The following is a 19076-nucleotide window of genomic DNA, read 5'->3' as shown; positions in this document are numbered from 1 at the left end:
GCCCCTCTCCCCATCCTCCTTCGCCTTGTCCCTGCCCATGTTCATCCGAATCGCCGCCGGGTCCGCCCGGCGCCCCCTGTCGCTCGTCCTCCTCGCCGCTCTCTCTCCGCTCGGTGCGCTCGCCCAGGCGCCCGCGGATGCCCCGCGCGCCGTGGGGCCGGCTCCCTCCGCGCAGCCCGCGACGGTGGGGGCTCCCGCTCCCGGTGCGCAGCGCACGGTGACGCTGCACGAGGCGCTCTCCCTGGCCGCAGTGCAGAGCCCGGACGTGGCCGCCGCCCGCGCCCAGTCCGCCGTGGCCGCCGCCGGTGTCCGCCGCGCCTGGACGGCCTGGCAGCCCGAGCTGACGGTCGGCGCCCAGTACGTCCACGCCAGCGCCGAGGCCCAGCTCGACCTCGGCAGCTTCGTCGGGCTGGTGGCCGGCGTGTTCCAGCTCCTGCCCGTCAACCCGCAGCTCGTCCCGGAGCCCGTCGTCATCACGGCGCGCAACTCGCAGTACGCGACGGCGCAGATCTCCCAGCCCCTCTTCACTCCGGCGGGCGTCTTCCTGCTCGGCCCGGCGAAGGCGGGCGCGGAGGCGGCGGAGCTGGGCGCCCTGGAGGCACGCGAGCAGGTGCTGCTGGCGGTGGCCCGCACCTACCTGGGGATCCAGGGCATCCAGCAGATGATGGACGCGGCGCGGGAGGCCGAGTCGGTGGCCCTCCAGCGCGAGGGTGAGGCGAAGGCGCAGCTTGGCGCGGGCATGACGGTGGAGGCGGCGCTGCTGCGTGCCCAGTCGGAGACGGCCCAGGCCCGCGTGCAGCTGGCGCAGCTCTCCGGTCAATACGCGCAGCTGGTGGCGCTCCTGGGCGCGCTGGTGGGCGAGCCGGTGCAGCCCGCTCCGTTCGAGGCCACGGGTGGCCCCCAGTGGCTCACCCCTTCCGAGGACCAGAGCCCCTGGGAGGACACGTACGCGGTGCGCTCGGCCTCGCTGGCGGTGAAGGCCAACGAGGGCAAGGTGACGTACGACCTCTTCTCGTGGCTGCCGAGCGTGGTGGCCCAGGCCCGCGGCCTCTACAACTCCAACGCCGGCTTCACCGGGCAGAACACCACCTACGAAATCTCCGTCGCGGCCTCCATGCCGCTGTACGACCGCGGGCAGCGCTACGCGGCGCTGGCGGAGGACCGGGCCCGGCTGGCGCAGGCGAAGGCGCAGTACGAGTCGGCGCGCGCCAGGGCCCACGCCAACTGGGTGGCGGCCCGGGCCAACATCCAGGCCGCCGAGGCCGCGCTGGCCCAGGCCGAGTCCCAGGCGCAGCTCGCGGCCCGGGTGCAGAAGCAGGTGGCCGCGGCCTTCCGGGCCGGCATGTCCACCAGCCTGGAGATGTCGGACGCGGACACGCGGCGCTTCCTCGCCGCCAGCGCCGCGGCCCAGGCCCGCGCCACGCTCGAAATCCGCCGCGTGGAGCTGGCCGGTGCCGCGGGCCGCATCGCCGCCTCGCTCGAGCAGGCGGAGCAGGGCAAGCCGTAGGGCCGCTCAGCCGGGGTAGAGCGAGTCCATCGAGTCCAGCACGGCCGAGAGCAGTCTCTTCCCCTCGGCCGTGTCCGGGCACAGCCCGCCCCAGGCGAGCGTGAGGTTGGACCCCACCTGTTTGTAGAGCATCCGCCCGCGCATCCTCACCGGCTCGTAGCTCTGCCGTCCGCCGGCCATGAAGTCATCATGGGGCAGGCCGAAGACGGCGTAGTAGCGCAGATCCGGCGACACGGCGTCCCTCAGGTAGTGCAGTCCGCTGGGGATGGTGGCCGCCACGTCCAGCACGTGCCAGGAGCGGTGCCGGCCCGGCGTCACCTCCTCGGCGCGGAAGCACATGCGCGGCGGCGGGCACCCGAGCGCACCGGCGGTGAGCCAGTTGTAGTCCAGCTCCGGCACCTGCATCATCTCGGGGATGTTGGGGCTGCCGTCCGCGTGGAAGCCCCACGCGCTCCCGTCCGGCTCGTACGAGCGCAGTCCGTAAGCCCCGTAGAACACGTTGTACCAGGGGCTGTGCGGGTTGTAGTACTCGGAGCACCCCGTCGCTTCCGCGAAGTCTCCGATGGTGAACACCACCACCAGGTCGAAGGAGCGCCGCGTCTCGCGGGCCATGAAGGGCTCGTGCGCCACCGCCCCGATGGAGCCCGGCAGCGAAGGCACCGGGGTGGGGATGTTGGCGGCGGCCATGAAGTTGTCCCCCCCACCCGGGAGGGGGGTGGCTCGCATGGCCAGGGTCGCCAGCTCTTTTTGCAGTCCCATGAAGTGTTTCTCCCGTCCGCGCTAGACTCTCCGGCATGCCGGAGCGGCTCGTCTACGAACATACCGTCGAGGGGCTCTTCGTGAGAGGCCTCGCCAGGCGCATTTCACCCGCCGTGAAGCAGCAGCTGCGCCAGGCCGGGCTGGACCTGGACTGCAAGCTGCTGCCGGCCTACTCCTTCGACACCTGGGCCCGGTGCGTGTCCATCGCCGCCGACGCGCTCTACCCCAACGAGCTCCAGTCCGTGGCCTACCAGTGGCTGGGCGCGCGGATGGTGGAGGGCTACCGGGAGACCTTCACCGGGCGCCTGATGTTCCGCGTCCTCCAGCTGCTCGGCCCCCAGCGCCTGGTGGCGCGCACCGAGCAGAACTTCCGCTCGGGCAACAACTACACGGAGGTCCGCCACACGGACCTCGCGGCCAACGTGGTGGAGCTGTGTGTGAATGAGCCCGGGCCCACCCGCTATGTCGTCCAGGGCGCCATGCTCGAGACGCTGCGCGCCGCCCGCCCTGGAGACATGGGCGTGCGCGTGGACCTGATCGACTTCACCGCCGAGAGCGTCACCTTCCGCGTCTCCTGGACGGAGGGGGCGTGAGCCCCGGCGCACCCGAGGGCCCGGCGCTGCTCGCCGTGGACCTCGGGTTGCGCTCCGGACTGGCGCTGTATGGCCCCGATGGGCGGTTGCGCTGGTACCGCTCGCAGAACTTCGGCAGCCAGTCCCGGTTGAAGCGCGCCGTGCCCTCCGTGCTTCATTCGGCCGGGATGCTCGCGTGGCTGGTATTGGAGGGAGGCGGGCCCATCGCCGAGGTGTGGGAGCGCGAGGCCTCGCGGCGCGCGCTCCCCGTGCTTCGGGTGTCCGCCCAGGACTGGCGCGCCCGGTTGCTGTACGCCCGCGAGCAGCGCTCCGGTGGGCTGGCCAAGGATGCCGCTGATGGGCTCGCCCGCCGCGTGATTGAGTGGTCCGGGGCTCCTCGGCCCACGTCCCTCCGGCATGACGCCGCGGAGGCGGTGTTGTTGGGGCTGTGGGCTTGTCTGGAGGTGGGGTGGTTGGAACAGGTTCCCCCCGAGGTCCGCAGGTAGGGGCACGGTGGGGAACCCGGGGCTCGTGGCACCCTCACCCCGTCCCTCTCCCGGAGGGCGAGGGGATGTTGGGACTCAGGCCCGCTTGGAGCTCTCTCCCGTGATCACCGCCGAGCCGATCAGGTGGGCCAATCGCAGGGCTTCCGGCACATTCCCCCGGTCCGTCAGGCGCTTCAGTGCCTCGGCCACCCACTCCGGCTCCGCTCCCTGCACCTGGAACGTGAAGCCTCCCAGTTGATGGATGGGGCCCGCTCGCTTCAGCAACTCCAGCCGCCGCTCCGGCCTCGGCAGGTGGCGCAATGCGCGCTCCATCGCCTCCAGGTCCGGCAATCGCCTCATCACCGAGACGCACGGCTTGCCCAGCGTCCCCGCCAGTCTCGGCAGGTCCACCACGTTGAAGCCCCCGAAGGCGATGCCGTCCAGCAGCACCAGGTGCAGTTGCGGCAGGAACTTGCCCCCCACCAGCAGCCGGCACACCTCGTCCGTCGCCGTCCACCCGTCCTTGCGCACTCCTCCCCAGACGAGCCCCTCGAAACGCGTGCCCGCGCACACCACGCCCACCAGCGGCACCTTCGCTCCCGGGCGCTTGGTGAAGGGCGCATCGTCGAAGCCCGCGACTCGGGGCAGGGGAGGCAGTCTCATGGCCATGAAAAAGAAAGAGCCCGACCCCAGATGAGGTCAGGCTCCTAGCCTCGTCCGGGTTGGCGGACTAGGCAGCGCGAACGTTCTGGGCCTGCAGGCCCTTGGGGCCCTTCGTCACCTCGAACTCCACGCGCTGGCCCTCGGCCAGGGTGCGGAAGCCATCCATGTTGATGGCCGTGTGGTGGCAGAACACGTCCTCGCCACCGCCGTCCTGCGTGATGAATCCGAAGCCCTTCGCGTCATTGAACCACTTGACAGTGCCAGTTGCCATGAACCGTTCTTCTTTCGTTACAAGGCGGAACATGCCGCCTTTTCGGCTCGGACTTGAGCCGGGGTTGAAGGCGTAGTCCTTCTATTCCTAAATGTCGAGAGGGTACCCGCCTCGAAGTGTTCAGGTTCGAGCAGCGTTGATGCCCGATTCCAGGGCGTCCACCTCTTCGGACGTCAGCTGCACGGACTCGCCCGAGGGCGGATCGAAGGGCGCGCGGCCAATCTGCTTCGTGCCGAGGCTGGGGAAGAGCGGGGCCAGCAGGTAGTTGCGGATGCACCAGCCGAAGAAGCTGCGCTGGATGAGCTCCGGGTTGATGTTCGGGGCAATCTTGGCGTGCAGCTCGGGCAGGGTGCTCCAGTGCGCGCCCGCCATCTCGTGGTGGGCCGTGTGCAGGCCGTTGTTGAAGAGGAAGAAGTTGATGAGCTTGCCGTCGAAGCTGCGCGAGTGGTCGTGCTCGCTCCAGGGGTCCGTGTGGACGTGCTGGATGTAGTTGAAGAACATGATGGTCCACAGCGCGAAGAGCGCCGGGATGAGGAAGGCGAACGCCCAGACCTTGAAGCCCAGGGCCACCCCGTGCATCGCCATGGCCACGCCCAGCAGCGCCAGATGCGCGCCGGCCCACACCACGTACTGCAGGATGATCTGCCGGAAGAGCGCGGGGTTGGAGCGGCGCGCCTTGGCGATGTACTGCTTGATGGGATCGCTCTGCCAGTAGGACGAGACGAAGAAGTACGTGAAGGCCACCAGCCAGTTGTTCTTGTTGGTGTGGCGCCAGGTGATGGTGGCGTCGCCGGCCTTGTTCACCAGCTTGTGGTGGTTGAGGTTGTGCGTGGGCACCCAGGCGAAGGTGGGGTAGCCGTAGAAGTGGGAGATCCACAGGCCCATCAGCGTGTTGAGACGCCGGTTCTTGAAGGTGGGGCAGTGGTTGTGGTTGTGCGCGATGACTCCGGCGGCCAGGGCCAGATAGCAACCGAGCGGGCTGAGGTAGGGAATGAGCTCGGGCCGTGCGTACTGCGCCAGGGCGACGACCGGCATGAAGAGGCACCAGAGGAGGGTTCGGTAGTCGGCTGCGTAGCGAGGGGTCATGGTTGTCCCGGGGCTATAAACCGGCCCAGTATGGGACAGCCAGAACCGTTTCAGGAAGCGGCGCGACTCGCGCTGTCCGAGCAGGCATGCGCCAGTGACCGTCCCGGCGGCTGAGAATGACTACTCTCGACGTGGGAGGTCGTGGCCGATGAGTCCCAGCCCTGTTCCCCAACCCCGGGCCGCCACGGTGCGTGGTGCGCTGGAGGCTGAGCTGTCCTCGGCGCCGGAGACGGGCCTCACCGCGAAGGAGCTTTCCGCGCGGGTGGGCATCTCCGAGAAGGACGTGGCCGGGCACCTGGAGCACCTGGAGAAGTCCCTGCGCGCCGGTGGCGCCGCGCTCGAGGTGATTCCCTCCGAGTGTCTCGCCTGCGGCTTCGTCTTCAAGGACCGCAAGCGCCTCACGCGCCCCGGCTCCTGCCCCGAGTGCCGCTCCACCCGCATCGACCCGCCCGCGTTCCGCATCCGCTGAGGGTCAGGCCCGCAAAAGCGAAGCGGCGGGAAGCCCGAGGCTCCCCGCCGCTCATGTCACGTCAGCCCGTGGGGGCTGGAGTGACTAGGCCGGCTTCACGCCCGGCTTGCCCTCACCGGCGATGGCGGCCATCGGGGTCTCGATGCGCATGCCGTAGAAGGAGCGGTACACGAACACCATCGAGGCGATGAAGAACACGCCCGCGAGGATCCGGGTCAGCGACGTCTGGCCGGCCGCGGCCAGCTCCACCGACAGCTCCACGGCGAGCAGGCCGAAGAGGGTGGTGAACTTGATGACCGGGTTGAGCGCCACGGACGAGGTGTCCTTGAACGGGTCGCCGACCGTGTCGCCCACGACCGTGGCCGCGTGCAGGTCCGTGCCCTTGGCCTTCAGCTCCGTCTCCACCAGCTTCTTGGCGTTGTCCCACGCGCCACCGGCGTTCGCCATGAAGACGGCCTGGTACAGACCGAAGATGGCGATGGAGATGAGGTAGCCCACGAAGAAGTACGGCTCGAGGAACGCGAAGGCCAGGGTGCTGAAGAACACACCCAGGAAGATGTTGAGCATGCCCTTCTGCGCGTACTGGGTGCAGATCTCCACCACGCGCTTGGAGTCGCTCACGCTGGCCTTCTCCACGCCCTCCAGCTTGATGTTGGCCTTGATGAACTCCACCGCGCGGTAGGCGCCCGTGGACACGGCCTGCATCGACGCGCCGGAGAACCAGTAGATGATGGCGCCACCGGTGACCAGACCGAGCAGGAACGGGGCGTGCAGCAGCGACAGGTTGGCGGCGTTGGAGGCGTTGAGCGAGCGCAGGCCGTCGGCGCCCACGGTGATGCCCACCAGGATGACGATGATGGAGAAGATCATCGTGGTGGCGCCCACCACGGCGGTGCCGATGAGCACCGGCTTGGCGGTGGCCTTGAAGGTGTTGCCCGCGCCGTCGTTCTCCTCGAGGTACTCCTTGCCCTTCTCGAAGTCCGGGGTGAAGCCGAAGTCCTTCTGGACCTCCGCCTTCACGTTGGGAACGTTCTCGATGAGGGACAGCTCGTACACGCTCTGCGCGTTGTCCGTCACGGGGCCGTACGAGTCCACCGCGATGGTCACCGGGCCCATGCCCAGGAAGCCGAAGGCCACCAGACCGAAGGCGAACACCGCGGGGGCGATCATCAGCGAGTTGGGGATGTCCAGGCTGAAGAAGAACGCGCCGCCCATCAGCGCCGCGATGATGATGCCCATCCAGTAGCCGGAGAAGTTACCGGCGACGAGGCCCGAGATGACGTTGAGGGATGCACCACCCTCGCGGGAAGCCGTGACGACCTCGCGCACGTGGCGGCTCTCGGTGGAGGTGAAGACCTTGATGGCCTCGGGGATGATGGCGCCGGCCAGGGTGCCGCAGGTGATGATGGCGGACATCTTCCACCACAGCGTGGTGTCACCGGCCAGGTTGGGGATGAGCAGGTAGGAGACCAGGAACGTCAGCACCACGGACACGATGGACGTCAGCCACACCAGGAACGTGAGCGGGTGCTCGAAGTTCATGTGGTCCGCGTTCTTGTACTTGCCGCCCTGGATGATGCCGTTGATGCCGTAGGAGCCCAGCGAGGCCAGCACCATCACGATGCGCATCATGAAAATCCAGACGAGCAGCTGGACCTGGTACTCCGCGCCCGGCACCGCCAGGAGGATGAAGGTGATGAGCGCCACGCCCGTCACGCCGTAGGTCTCGAAGCCGTCCGCCGAGGGGCCCACCGAGTCACCGGCGTTGTCACCGGTGCAGTCGGCGATCACGCCCGGGTTGCGCGCGTCGTCTTCCTTGATCTTGAAGACGATCTTCATCAGGTCCGAGCCGATGTCGGCGATCTTCGTGAAGATACCGCCGGCGATGCGGAGCACCGAGGCGCCCAGGGACTCACCGATGGCGAAGCCGATGAAGCAGGGGCCGGCGAAGTCAGCGGGGACGAACAGGAGGATGATGAGCATCAGCAGGAGCTCGGTGGAGATGAGCACCATGCCGATGGACATACCGGCCTGCAGGGGGATGGCGTAGGTGGGGTAGGGCTTGCCACGCAGCGACGCGAAGGCGGTGCGGCTGTTGGCGAAGGTGTTCACCCGGATGCCGAACCAGGCCACGCCGTAGCTGCCGGCGATGCCGATGAGGCTGAACACCAGGATGGTGACGACCTTGATGAACTCCATGTGCCGCAGGAAGCCGAAGTACACCACCATCACGGCGCCAATGAGCACCTCGAGGATGAGGATGAACTTGCCCTGGGTGACGAGGTACGTCTTGCAGGTCTCGTAGATGAGCTCGGAGATCTCGAGCATCGACTTGTGGACCGGCAGGTTGCGCAGGGCCGTGTACTGCATGAAGCCGAAGACGAGGCCGAAGATGGAGACGGCGATACCGGCCATCAGCAGGGCGCGGCCGTTGAGCCCGCCGACGAAGGAGACGCTGCTGAAGTCCGGGAGGACGAGGTCCGCCTCGCTGGCGCGGGCGGTGCCGGAGGCCAGCACGGCCAGGAGTCCGAGGACCCTGACGGCGGTGCCGGTGACGCTCGCGCGGAGAGCGTCCATCCGTGAAGTGGGGTTCATGGGGTTCAACTCCTCAAAAGCTCATCTGTGGCGGGCGGCGCTCTCGGCCTCCGCTCGCCGGGAAGAAGAGGGTGTGTCGAGGGGTTGGCCGCCTGCGGGCGGGGGGTCCGCACGCCGACGCTTCAGCACAGCCTCGCCCTTCAGGGCCGGAGAGCACGCCTGAAGGCGGCCCGCGTGTACCACGGCCCTGGTGGGTAAGTCGAATTCCGGGTTCAGCCCTCTCCCTCTGGGAGAGGGGCGGGGTGAGGGTGTTGCACCCTGTTCCTCTCGTGCTGAACCTTATCCCACAGGTAAGGTCATCTTCTCGGGATGACCCTCACCCCCACCCTCTCCCAGAGGGAGAGGGATTGCGTCTCAGAGCACCTTCACCTTGATGCTCTTGAGCTCCTGATCGCCGCGGAGAACGGTGACGGTCCACTCGCCGGCCTTGTTCAGGCGCACGCCGGTCCACTGGCGGGAGCGCCAGCCCTCGCCCTTGATCTTCACGTCCTTGGTCTCGCGGACCACGTTGCCCTGCTTCACCTGGATCATCAGGTCCTCGATGCTGTCGCCCTGGGGAACCAGGTAGGACTGCCACAGCATGACGTTGGTGCCGGCCTTGACGGAGTCGGGGTTCGCCTCGGCGATGCACTCGAACTTGTTGGGGCCGTCCTTGGCCACCTCGGTGCACAGCTTGGCGTCCACGAGCACGGGGCCCTGGCCCTGACCCTTGTAGAAGTACTCCCAGGTGGTCTTCACCGCGTCGGCGGACGGGGCCTTCACGGGCTCCTGGGCCGGGGCGCTCTCCACCGCGTCCTGGGCCATCGCCACGCCACTGAACGCCACCACCGCGCACATCGCCAGCTTCTTCAGATTGCCTGCCATGATGTCTCCCCCTCGATGGGCTGGATGGGGCCAGCCGTTGCGGCTGGCCCGCTGGGGCCGAGTGTCTACCACAGGAAGAAGGCGAGGGTGACGAGTGGCAGGTACACGAAGAAGGCCACCAGCAGGAAGCCGAGGATGTCCTTGAAGTCGAGCCGTGCCACCGCGAGCAGGGGCAGGGCCCAGAAGGGCTGGATGAGGTCGGTGGCCATGTCTCCCCAGGCGTACGCGAGCACCACCTTCTCCGGCGCCACCCCGAGCGTCCGCGCCGCCTCCAGCAGGTAGGGCGCCTCGATGGCCCATTTGGAGCCGCCCGAGGGCACGAAGTAGTTCACCACGCCGCTGTACAGGTAGACGATGGCGGGGAACGTCTGCGGGGTGGAGAGCGAGACGAAGAGGTGGCCGATGCGCTCGGTGAGGCCGGTGGCCTTGAAGATGCCGTAGATGCCCGCGTAGAGCGGGAACTGGAGCACGATGCCGTGCAGCACGCTGGCGGCCTCCTCGCTGGCCTTGAGCAGCCGCGCGGGCGTGCCATGCAGCAGCACCGCCAGCGTGAGGAAGAGGAAGTTCACCACGTTGAGGTTGATGGCCTTCCATCCGCCGTGGAGCCACAGGTGGCGCCCGAACCAGAGCAGGCCCAGCGCGCCGAAGACGACGTTGAGCAGCGGCGAGAAGTCCATCCACACCGCGGGGCTCTTCTCGCGCGGGCGCACGGGCGGCTCGAAGTCCTTGAGTTGCTCCAGGATGGCCGGATCCACCCGCACCGCCGCCCCGGGCCTCGGGTGCAGCGCCCAGGCCAGCATCGTGAGGCCGCCCACCACCGCCACGGTGAGCCCGAGGTTGAAGGGAGAGAAGAGCGTGCGGTCGATGGGGATGAGGCCGAGCTGCTTCTCCAGGAAGTGGCCGGGGGTGGCCACCAGCAGCGGAGCCGAGGCGGACAGGCCCGCGTGCCACGTGGCGCCCAGGCCGAAGTACGCGCAGGCCACCAGCAGCCGGTAGTCCACGTCCGGTTGCCTCCGAACCACGAAGCGCACCAGCATGGCGCTCGCCACCAGGGACAGGCCCCAGTTGATGTAGGCCAGCCCCATGGACACCGAGGCCATGAGCACCACCGCGCCCCGGGGGCTGCGCGCCAGCCCCGCCAGGTGCTCCAGCGCCGCCCTCACCGGCCGTGTGAGCGCCAGCAGATACCCGGTGAACATCACCAGCGCCATCTGCATGGAGAAGGTGAGCAGCTCCCAGAAGCCACCCCCCCACGCGTCCACCACCTTCCCCGGCGGCGCGTCCGCCCAGCCCATCGCCAGCCCCATGGTGAGCAGCGACAGCAGCACCGCGATGGCGAACGAGCTGGGCACGAAGCGCGCGGAGAAGCGTCCGAGGGCCTCCGCGATGCGAACGAGTGTTTCCACGGGGGCGCATCTGAACACGGAGCAGCACGCCTTCCGAGAAATCCGGCACGCGCTCCCCGCGCCGCGGCGGCCTTCCCCATGACCACTGGCGCACGTTTCGGGCGCTCCAAGTGTCCAGAGTCGAGCGGAACGGACCCATGGGACGGCCCCACATGTCAGGGAATGCGCAGCCCCCCACTTGGCGGACGCAAGTGCAATGGCCATCTGCCCCCCCATGGCCTACCGCGTCCATATCCCAGTGGAGCTGTGGAGCACCTTGAAAGCGCTTCCACCCGCCCTCGTCGAACGCGTCCACCGGCGCATCGACGACATCGCCCAGCTGGCCGAGGTGGCTCCACCTCTCAACCCGCTCTGGTTCAAGCTCGGCGCCACCGACCGCCCCTTGCTGCGCTGCATCGTGGACGGCTACGCCCTGCTCTACGAGGTCGACGAGTCCTGCCGCACCGTCTCCGTGCTCGACGTCGAGCGGGAGGAGAGCGATCTGGCTTCCCTCTCCTCTGACCTCGTGGCCGCCAACGGCCGTCACTGACGCGGCTTTCCTCCGTTGTGCACCCTCGCCCCCCACGGGAGAGGGGATGTGGCTTCACCTGGTGCGCAGGACGCCGTACGCCGTCATCGACTCCCCTCGGCGATGATGCCCCGCACCCAGACTCTCACCCCGCCATCCTCAGTGCCCGCCGCGCGTCCCTTCCGGACGTGACCACCGCTTCGCGCTCCTCGCGTCGAGGCAGGAGGACCCTCCGGAGCCGGGCTCGCTCAACTTGTCCAACTGTTGGACAAGTTCGTGAAGCGTGTGCCCCGAGCGGGCTCCGCGCAGCGGCAGTGGATCATTCAGAGGTGGACTGGAAACAGGCGGCGCGGCGGTAGAAGTTTCAGCCCCGTCGTGGTGCTTTTTACAGGCCTCCGACGAGTGGCCTGTACCAGGGAATGAGGGGATGCGCTCCGATAGTGTCCTACAGGCAGGGCACTTCAACCACTTCGCGACGGAGCAGGTGCGCGGACCCTCGTCGGTGGCGACGGCACGAAGCTGGCATGGTTTCGGGGTGCCGTGGAACCCGACTCCCGCCCCAACTGCGCCTGCCACACTCCGCACACGGAGCTGGCGGAGTGCCCCACCGTCGTGCGCCCTCCCGAGGCCCGCGCGTCGGCCCAGGTGACCCTGCCGCCCTCGGGCGAGCGGGCCGAGAGGCTCGTGGGTCAACGCTTCGGCAGCTTCATGGCGCTGCGCGAGCTGGGGCGCGGTGGCATGGGCACGGTGTTGCTCGCCGAACACGTCCTCATTCCCAAGCGCGTCGCGGTGAAGGTACTCCACCGCCACCTCGCCGATGAGCCGGAGCTCGTCTCCCGCTTTCTCGCCGAGGCCCGGGCCATGAGCCTCGTGCAGCACGAGAACGTCGTCACCGTGTACGACCTCGACACGCGCGACGGGCGCCCCTACTTCGTCATGGAGTACCTGGAGGGCCAGAGTCTCGCCGCCTTCGCTCGCGGGCCACTCGAGCCGGCGCTGGCCGTGGAGCTGCTCGCCCAGGTGTGCGAGGCGCTCGGGGCCGCCCACGCCCGTGGCATCGTCCACCGCGACCTCAAGCCCGCCAATGTCTTCCTCGTGCCGGGCAACCACGGGCGCCACCGGGTGAAGCTGCTCGACTTCGGTATCGCCAAGCGGCTCGTGCGGCTGGACGGGGAGACGCCCACCCGCACCGGCGTGCTCATGGGCACGCCCGAGTTCATGGCCCCCGAGCAGTGTGGCGGCAAGGACGTGGACGCGCGCACCGACCTGTACGCGGTGGGGGTGCTGGGCTACCTGCTGCTCACCGGCACCACGCCCTTCGCCGGCAGCAACGCCGCCGAAATCCTCGTGGCCCACCTGCAGCAGACTCCGCGCCCGCCGCACGAGGTGCGCCCGGGGATTCCGCCCTCGCTGTCCGCGGTGCTGCTGCGCGCGCTCGCCAAGCGGCCCGAGGCGCGCTACGCCACCGCCGCCGAGCTGCGCTCCGCCCTGGAGGCCTCCATCACTCCGGCGCGCACGCCCGCGCCGCTGCCCACGGCCGGCTTCTTCGCGCGTGTGCCGGTGCATGGCTCGCTGGGCATGCGCGAGTACCCGTGTGAGCGCGTGGGCCGCACCGGCCTCTTCGTGCGCACCGGCGACGAGCCACCTCCCGTCCTCGCGGACGTGTCGTTGCTGCTGCGGCTGCCCGGAGGCGAGCTGCCCTGCACCGGCAAGGTGGTGGGCCACGTGACGGCCGAGCAGGCCCGGGCGTGGAACATGGTGCCGGGCTTCGGCGTGGAGCTGCGCGACGCCACCGCCGCCTTCCAGCAGACCTTCGCCCAGCTGCTCGCGGGGGAGAAGCCCCCGGAGCCCACGCCGCCCGCCGCGCCCCAGGACGACGCTCGTGCCGAGCCCCTCCTGCGCGAGTTCCGCCAGCGGCTGTCGGGAGACCATTACACGGTGCTGCGCGTGCCCCGGGACGCCGACGCCGACATGGTGCGCACCAGTGCACGGGACGCGCGCAACCGGCTGGAGCCCCTGCTCACGCTTCCCCTGTCTCCCGGCCAGCGGGCCCTGGTGCAGCGGGCGCTCGGCAAGGTGGCCGAGGCGCTCCTCGTGCTCGGCCACCTGGAGCGGCGCGTGGAGTACGACGCGGAGCTGCGCAACCTGGACGGCGTGGTGCGCTGCCTGGCCGCCGGCCTCACCGTCACCGCCCTGGAGGCGTGCCGCCGGCGCTTCCTCGCCCGCCACCCGGAGACGGAAGGGCACTCGGTGCTGCACCTCGCTTCCGGGGATGCCTTCCGCTCCGCTAGCCGCCTGCCCGAGGCCCTCGCCGCCTACGAGGCCGCCCTCCGGGTGGATCCGCTCCACCTCGAAGCCCTCAAACGCTGGCACGCCCTCCGGGTGAGGATGCGTGGACATGCGGCTCCCGCGCCCCCCCGTTAGTATGGGCGCGCCCATGGCCTCCGACCCCTCCGACTCCGACGACACGCTTCCCACACAGGGGCGGTTCAACCGCTTCCGCAAGCTGGCCGGACTCTCCGCTCAAATCAGTGCGGACGTGCTCAAGAGTGGGGCGAAGCGGCTGGCCGGCCAGGAGCCGGAGTTCCTGAGCAAGGCCGCCGCGGAGAAGCTCGTCTCCACGCTGGGAGAGCTCAAGGGCGCGGCCATGAAGCTGGGCCAGGCGGTGTCCATGGACACGGAGCTGCTCAGCCCCGAGGTGCGCCAGGTCATCGCCCGCCTGCAGAACGAGGCGCCGCCCATGCCGTGGGAGGTGGTGGCTCGCGTCCTTCGCGAGGAGCTCGGGGATGCACCGGAGGTGCTCTTCCGCGCGTTCGAGCCGAAGCCGCTCGCCGCCGCCTCGTTGGGCCAGGTGCACCGCGCCGTGCTGCACGATGGCCGCGAGGTGGCGGTGAAGGTGCAGTACCCCGGCATCGCCGAGACGCTCAGCGGAGACATGGACAACCTGGGCCTGGTGGTGAAGACCGTGTCGAAGGCCTCGCGCCTCACGGATGGCACCGCCTACTTCCAGGAGTTGCGCGAGGAGATGTTGCTGGAGACGGACTACCTGCGCGAGGCCTCGCTGTGTACCGCCTTCGCGCGTGGCGCGGCGCGCCTGCCGGACCTGAAGGTGCCCGAGGTCATCACCGAGCGCACCACCCGGCGTGTGCTCACCCTGGAGCTGCTCCGGGGCCGTCCCTTGAAGGATTGGGTGGTGTCCGGGCCCTCGGCGGAGGAGCGCTTCCGCGTGGCGCGCCAGCTCATCCTCGCCATCTACGGGCCCTTCTTCCTCAGCGGGGAGCTGCAGGCGGATCCGCACCCGGGCAACTTCATGGTGCTGGAGGACGGGCGGCTGGGGGTGCTCGACTTCGGCTCCATCAAACGCTTCAGCCCGCGTTTCGTGGACGCCAACCGGCGCATGTTCCTGCACGCGGTGCGGCTCGAGCCCATGGATGTGATGGGATTGAGCCGGGAGGTGGGCTTCACCTCGGAGCTGCCGGACGCGGAGGCGGCGCCGCTCATCCAGGAGGTGCTGCATATCGCGGGGCGGCCGATGCGTACCACGCCGTACGACTACGCCACGTGCCAGATTCCGCGCGACATGAAGATGCACTTCGCGCGCAACGCTCCCCGCTTCCTGAAGATCCGTCCGCCCGCCGAGGCGGTGATGTTCTTCCGTTCGACGGGAGGACTGGCGCAGAACCTGAAGCTGATTGGGGCTCGGGGCGATTTCCGCGGTGTCTTCCAGGAGGTCGCCTCGCTGCTGTGCGCGGATATCCCCTCTCCCTCTGGGAGAGGGTCGGGGTGAGGGTCTCCCCGCTCTGTATTGCCGACCCGATGGCTTGACCTTCCCCATGACATCTCCCTGAACTCCAGGGGGTCACTGTCAGCCCATGCGGCTGGGGGAGGTGGGGCGTGTCCACTCGTCGTGTTGGCGCGCGCTCTCCGGACGCGCGGCTGTTTCAAGCTTTGGTCCTGGCTGTGCTCCTCGGCGGGTGCGCCACGGGTCATCCGCGCGCGAGCCTGACGAGCGGTTTCGGGCTCCACTCGCGGCCCACCTCGCTCCGTGACAGTGCCGGACCCCGGCAGCCCACTGCCACGCTTGGAGAGGCGGAGGGCGCCGCGGGCGGCTTTCCCGAACAGACGGCGGACCTCTTCCAGGTGGTGCAGGAGGCCAGTGGCCTCGGAGAGGACGCTCGGCACCCGGCGGGTGCGGCGCTCTACGTGGAGCAGGCGCGCCAACTGCTGGGCCAACTGGCGAAGACACCCGTGACACAGCGGAGCTTCGCGCCGCGCCAGGCGCTGTTCTGGCTGCTGCTTGAGGTGCTCGAGGGTGGCGAGCGTGTGGACTACGCCGACTTGAAGTGGCGCGCCGAGCGCTTCGGGCTGCTGGTGATGGTGCGTCCGGACGGCTATCTGGTGGCCGCACTCGACGGCACGCCGCTTCAACGCCAGGGTCCATTGAAACTTGTGGAAGGGGAGTGGAGGGTGGGTCGCCTCGCGGTGGGCGCCTTCTACTTCTCACACGGTGGCGTCTTCTATCCGGTCACCGAGGCCCTGCGGCGCGCGAACAGCCTGCCCCTGGCTGAACTGGGGCTGGGGAGGGACCCGCTCAACGCCGCGCTCGACGGAGCCCAGGACGCGCTGGCGGAGATGACGCTGGCGCTGGCGCACTCCATCCTCCATCCCATTCGCACGCTGGAGGACCTGGGCCAACTGCCCACCACGGTGGCCCATCTCATCGCCACCTCGCCCGAGTACTTCGCGCGTTACGGGGCAATGTCGCGGGAGGACCAGATACGCGAGGCGGCGCGCCTGTCCACGCACCTGCTCATGTTGCTCGGAGGCGCGAGGGCCACGGTGGGACGCATGGGCGGATTGGGGGCGGACCTGCCAGGACTGTCACTCACGGCCAGGGGAGAGTTGGTGCTCGGCGAAACCGCGGCGGTGGGCACGGCGGCGGGCACGGTGGGCGTGGACCTGGGTGCCTTCTCCATCCTCCACATGGCGGGGAAGGGCCGGGGCGGAAGCGGTGGCACGCGCGACAAGGCGGAGAAGAACTCCAAGAAGGCTCCGGCGCGGGAACCCGGCAGGTGGACGTACAAGAAGCCCACCAATGAGTCCAAGCGCTCCCAGGACTACCAGGAACAGGTGACGGGGCGGCCCGCGTGGTGGGTGTACATGATTGGGAAAGTGGAGTTCGACGGCATCAAGCTGAGGGAACTGCTGGAGGCCAAGGGGCCCGGCTACTGCTCCTTCTTCGAGGCGGATGGCTTGCCCAAGTCCTGGTTCAGGAAGTCGGGCAAGTTCGAGCAGCTGATGGCGCAGGCCAGGAATCAGTCGAAGATGGCCCAAGGGTTGGGGATGCCGGTGAGCTGGCATGTCGCCGATGCCAAGGTGGCGGAGTTCCTTCGCAAACTCTTCGAGAAGGAAGGTTGGAACAACATCACCGTCCACTACACGCGGCCCGTGCAGTAGAAAGGAGCACGCATGCGAGAGGATGATGAGGACTACTATGTCGGGGCGTACTGGGGCCCGCGCCAGGAGACGGCGCTGGAGTGTGCGAGGCGCGCGGAACTCTTCTTCCACATGCTGGCGCGGTGTGACGCGTCATTCGCCCAGTGGTACCGGGCGGGCCGTGGCTCACCCCGCGAGCTGCCGGGGTGGCCCGTCCGCCCGGAGTTGAAGGAGTTGGAGTCCCTCTTCCTCAAGGGCAGGAATCGCACCGACGTCGGCAGGGAGGTCATCGAGGATCTGGGCTTCAGCAGGATTGTGTGGAACGCCAAGAAGGAAGCCACGGACATTCACCTCTCCTGTGGCAAATACTCACCGTGGGGAGGGCCCAATCTGTGTCTGCTCAACCCCCCCCGGCAGGGAGTGGTACGGGAGCGGCTGTTGCGCGCGCCCGTGCTGGCCGAGGTGCTCACGTGCATGGCCACGGCGTGGGACCCCGACTTCGCCATGGCCGGCTCCACGGAAATGGTGAGGCTCATGGAAGCCAAGGACAGGGTCGAAGTGCGAGTGGGCTGGCTCACGTACCTGTCGCGCCGTCTGGGGACGCTGCCGCCGCTGCCCGCGCCCGTGCGCATCGAGCCGGTGGGGGCGCTGGGCTGGCTCCTGGTGCTCTCCCCCGAGCCCATGACGGCGAGCAACCCCGAGCACGTGGCGTTCACCGCTCGCGTCCGAGAGCTGCTCGACCGGGCTGGCCTCATCCAACGTCCGCAACCCGAGCCCGCCACGGAGTGACACGGCATCTCGAAGTCCTTCTGCTGGCTTGACCTTCCCCATGACATCCCCCTGAACTTCGGGGTGTCACTTGTCAGCCCATGAGGCTGGGGGAGGTGGGGCGTGTCCACTCGTCGTGTTGGCGCGCTCCCCCCGTGGGCGGCGCTGCTTCTGAACCTGGCCTTGGTCGTGCTCCTCGGCGGGTGCGCCACGGGTCATCCGCGCGCGAGCCTGACGAGCGGTTTCGGGCTCCACTCGCGGCCCACCTCGCTCCGTGACAGTGCCGGACCCCGGCAGCTCACTGCCACGCTTGGAGAGGCGGAGGGAGCCGCAGGCGGCTTCCCCGAACAGACGGCGGACTTCTTCCAGGTGGTGCAGGAGGCCAGTGGCCTCGGGGAGGACGCTCGGCACCCGGCGGGTGCGGCGCTCTACGTGGAGCAGGCGCGCCAACTGCTGGGCCGGTTGGCGAAGACACCCGTGACACAGCGGAGCTTCGCTCCACGCCAGGCGCTGTTCTGGCTGCTGCTTGAGGTGCTCGAGGGCGGTGAGCGCGTGGACTATGCCGACTTGAAGTGGCGTGCCGAGCGCTTCGGGTTGCTGGTGATGGTGCGTCCGGACGGCTACTTGGTGGCCGCGCTCGACGGCACGCCGCTTCAACGCAGGGGCCCGCTGAAACTCATGGAAGGGGAGTGGAGGGTGGGCCGCCTCGTGGTGGGCAGCTTCTACTTCTCACACGGTGGCGTCTTCTATCCGGTCACCGAGGCCCTGCGGCGCGCGAACAGCCTGCCCCTGGCGGAACTGGGGCTGGGGAGGGACCCGCTCAACGCCGCGCTCGACGGAGCCCAGGACGCGCTGGCGGAGATGACGCTGGCGCTGGCGCACTCCATCCTCCACCCCATCCGCACGCTGGAGGACCTGGGGCAGTTGCCCACCACGGTGGCGTACCTCATCGCCACCTCGCCCGAGTACTTCGCGCGCTACGGGGCCATGTCGCGGGAGGACCAGATACGAGAGGCGGCGCGCCTGTCCACGCACCTGCTCATGTTGCTCGGGGGCGCGAGGGCCACGGTGGGACGCATGGGCGGACTGGGGGCGGACCTGCCAGGGCTATCACTCACGGCCAGGGGAGAGTTGGTGCTGGGCGAAGCCGTGGTGGCGGGCACGGCGGGCACGGTGGGCGTGGACCTGGGTGCCTTCTCCATCCTCCACATGGCGGCAAAGGGCCGGGGCCGCAACACCGGCGTGAGAGGCAAAGCGGGGAATGCGTCCCAGACGGCTCCGGCGCGGAGTCCCGGCAGGTGGACGTACAAGAAGCCCACCAATGAGTCCAAGCGTTCCCAGGACTATCAGGAGCAGGTGACGGGGCGGCCCGCGTGGTGGGTGTACATGATTGGGAAAGTGGAGTTCGACGGCATCAAGCTGGGGGAACTGCTGGAGGCCAAGGGGCCCGGCTACTGCTCCTTCTTCGAGGCGGATGGCTTGCCCAAGTCCTGGTTCAGGAAGTCGGGCAAGTTCGAGCAGTTGATGGATCAGGCCAGGAATCAGTCGAAGATGGCCCAAGGGTTGGGGATGCCGGTGAGCTGGCATGTCGCCGATGCCAAGGTGGCGGAGTTCCTTCGCGAAACCTTCAAGGAAAGGGGCTGGAACAACATCACCGTCCACCACACGCGGCCCGTGCAGTAGAAAG

At 68.8% G+C, this 19076-nt stretch carries 17 protein-coding genes; 10 read left to right on the top strand and 7 right to left on the bottom strand.

Annotated elements, in window-relative coordinates:
- Nucleotides 1–37: 37 nt before the first annotated feature.
- Nucleotides 38–1507 (top strand): TolC family protein, encoded by a 1470-nt coding sequence (locus tag BO221_RS12445; protein ID WP_073560627.1) that lies wholly within the window; start codon nt 38–40, stop codon nt 1505–1507.
- 6 nt (nt 1508–1513) lie between these two features.
- Here BO221_RS12445 and BO221_RS12440 read toward each other — a convergent pair whose 3' ends face one another.
- Nucleotides 1514–2266 (bottom strand): hypothetical protein, encoded by a 753-nt coding sequence (locus BO221_RS12440; protein WP_073560626.1) that lies wholly within the window; start codon nt 2264–2266, stop codon nt 1514–1516.
- Between the two features lie 35 nt (nt 2267–2301).
- On the opposite strand from BO221_RS12440, the gene BO221_RS12435 reads away from it, so the two are divergent.
- On the top strand, nt 2302–2859 hold the full coding sequence (locus BO221_RS12435) for a DUF2378 family protein (protein ID WP_073560625.1): 558 nt from the start codon (nt 2302–2304) through the stop codon (nt 2857–2859).
- Nucleotides 2856–3344, top strand: coding sequence for a hypothetical protein (locus tag BO221_RS12430; RefSeq protein ID WP_073560624.1), 489 nt, complete (start codon nt 2856–2858; stop codon nt 3342–3344). The genes BO221_RS12435 and BO221_RS12430 overlap by 4 nt, the downstream gene beginning before the upstream one ends.
- A gap of 75 nt (nt 3345–3419) precedes the next feature.
- Here the strand turns inward: BO221_RS12430 and BO221_RS12425 are convergent, their stop codons facing one another.
- The 3 genes from BO221_RS12425 to BO221_RS12415 form a co-directional block, all read right to left on the bottom strand.
- On the bottom strand, nt 3420–3986 hold the full coding sequence (locus tag BO221_RS12425) for a DUF99 family protein (RefSeq protein WP_073560823.1): 567 nt from the start codon (nt 3984–3986) through the stop codon (nt 3420–3422).
- A gap of 67 nt (nt 3987–4053) precedes the next feature.
- Nucleotides 4054–4257, bottom strand: coding sequence for a cold-shock protein (locus tag BO221_RS12420; protein ID WP_043400630.1), 204 nt, complete (start codon nt 4255–4257; stop codon nt 4054–4056).
- Between the two features lie 120 nt (nt 4258–4377).
- A complete protein-coding gene (locus BO221_RS12415) occupies nt 4378–5292 on the bottom strand; it encodes a fatty acid desaturase (protein WP_083681009.1) in 915 nt (304 codons plus the stop codon).
- Between the two features lie 199 nt (nt 5293–5491).
- Between BO221_RS12415 and BO221_RS12410 the strand changes: the two genes are divergently transcribed.
- Entirely contained in the window at nt 5492–5812 is a 321-nt protein-coding gene (locus BO221_RS12410) for a transcriptional regulator (protein ID WP_073560622.1), read from the top strand.
- An 84-nt stretch (nt 5813–5896) separates the two neighbouring features.
- Here the strand turns inward: BO221_RS12410 and BO221_RS12405 are convergent, their stop codons facing one another.
- The 3 genes from BO221_RS12405 to BO221_RS12395 all read right to left on the bottom strand — a co-directional run bounded on the left by BO221_RS12405 (nt 5897) and on the right by BO221_RS12395 (nt 10677).
- Nucleotides 5897–8407, bottom strand: a complete 2511-nt coding sequence (locus BO221_RS12405; RefSeq protein ID WP_083680977.1) for a sodium-translocating pyrophosphatase — start codon at nt 8405–8407, stop codon at nt 5897–5899.
- Nucleotides 8408–8761: 354 nt separating this feature from the next.
- Nucleotides 8762–9271: a hypothetical protein gene (locus BO221_RS12400; RefSeq protein ID WP_073560620.1), complete on the bottom strand. Its 510-nt coding sequence runs from the start codon at nt 9269–9271 to the stop codon at nt 8762–8764.
- 65 nt (nt 9272–9336) lie between these two features.
- On the bottom strand, nt 9337–10677 hold the full coding sequence (locus BO221_RS12395; RefSeq protein ID WP_073560619.1) for a short-chain fatty acid transporter: 1341 nt from the start codon (nt 10675–10677) through the stop codon (nt 9337–9339).
- 256 nt (nt 10678–10933) lie between these two features.
- On the opposite strand from BO221_RS12395, the gene BO221_RS12390 reads away from it, so the two are divergent.
- From BO221_RS12390 to BO221_RS12365, 6 genes are all read left to right on the top strand, one after another.
- Entirely contained in the window at nt 10934–11206 is a 273-nt protein-coding gene (locus BO221_RS12390) for a type II toxin-antitoxin system RelE/ParE family toxin (protein ID WP_143195410.1), read from the top strand.
- Nucleotides 11207–11725: 519 nt separating this feature from the next.
- Nucleotides 11726–13609 carry a protein kinase gene (locus tag BO221_RS12385; protein ID WP_073560617.1) on the top strand — a complete coding sequence of 628 codons (1884 nt, stop codon included), beginning with the start codon at nt 11726–11728 and terminating at the stop codon, nt 13607–13609.
- Between the two features lie 13 nt (nt 13610–13622).
- On the top strand, nt 13623–14972 hold the full coding sequence (locus tag BO221_RS12380; protein ID WP_073560822.1) for an AarF/ABC1/UbiB kinase family protein: 1350 nt from the start codon (nt 13623–13625) through the stop codon (nt 14970–14972).
- A gap of 107 nt (nt 14973–15079) precedes the next feature.
- Entirely contained in the window at nt 15080–16642 is a 1563-nt protein-coding gene (locus tag BO221_RS12375; protein ID WP_233165933.1) for a Tox-REase-5 domain-containing protein, read from the top strand.
- Between the two features lie 12 nt (nt 16643–16654).
- Nucleotides 16655–17410 (top strand): Imm52 family immunity protein, encoded by a 756-nt coding sequence (locus tag BO221_RS12370; protein WP_073560616.1) that lies wholly within the window; start codon nt 16655–16657, stop codon nt 17408–17410.
- 102 nt (nt 17411–17512) lie between these two features.
- Nucleotides 17513–19072 carry a Tox-REase-5 domain-containing protein gene (locus BO221_RS12365; protein WP_233165932.1) on the top strand — a complete coding sequence of 520 codons (1560 nt, stop codon included), beginning with the start codon at nt 17513–17515 and terminating at the stop codon, nt 19070–19072.
- The last annotated feature ends 4 nt before the right edge of the window (nt 19073–19076 follow it).

The sequence above is a fragment of the Archangium sp. Cb G35 genome (assembly GCF_001896145.1).
Lineage (GTDB): Bacteria > Myxococcota > Myxococcia > Myxococcales > Myxococcaceae > Archangium > Archangium violaceum.
The sequence above is the reverse complement of the archived record's forward strand: the minus strand, read 5'-3'. Positions and strand labels throughout refer to the sequence as shown.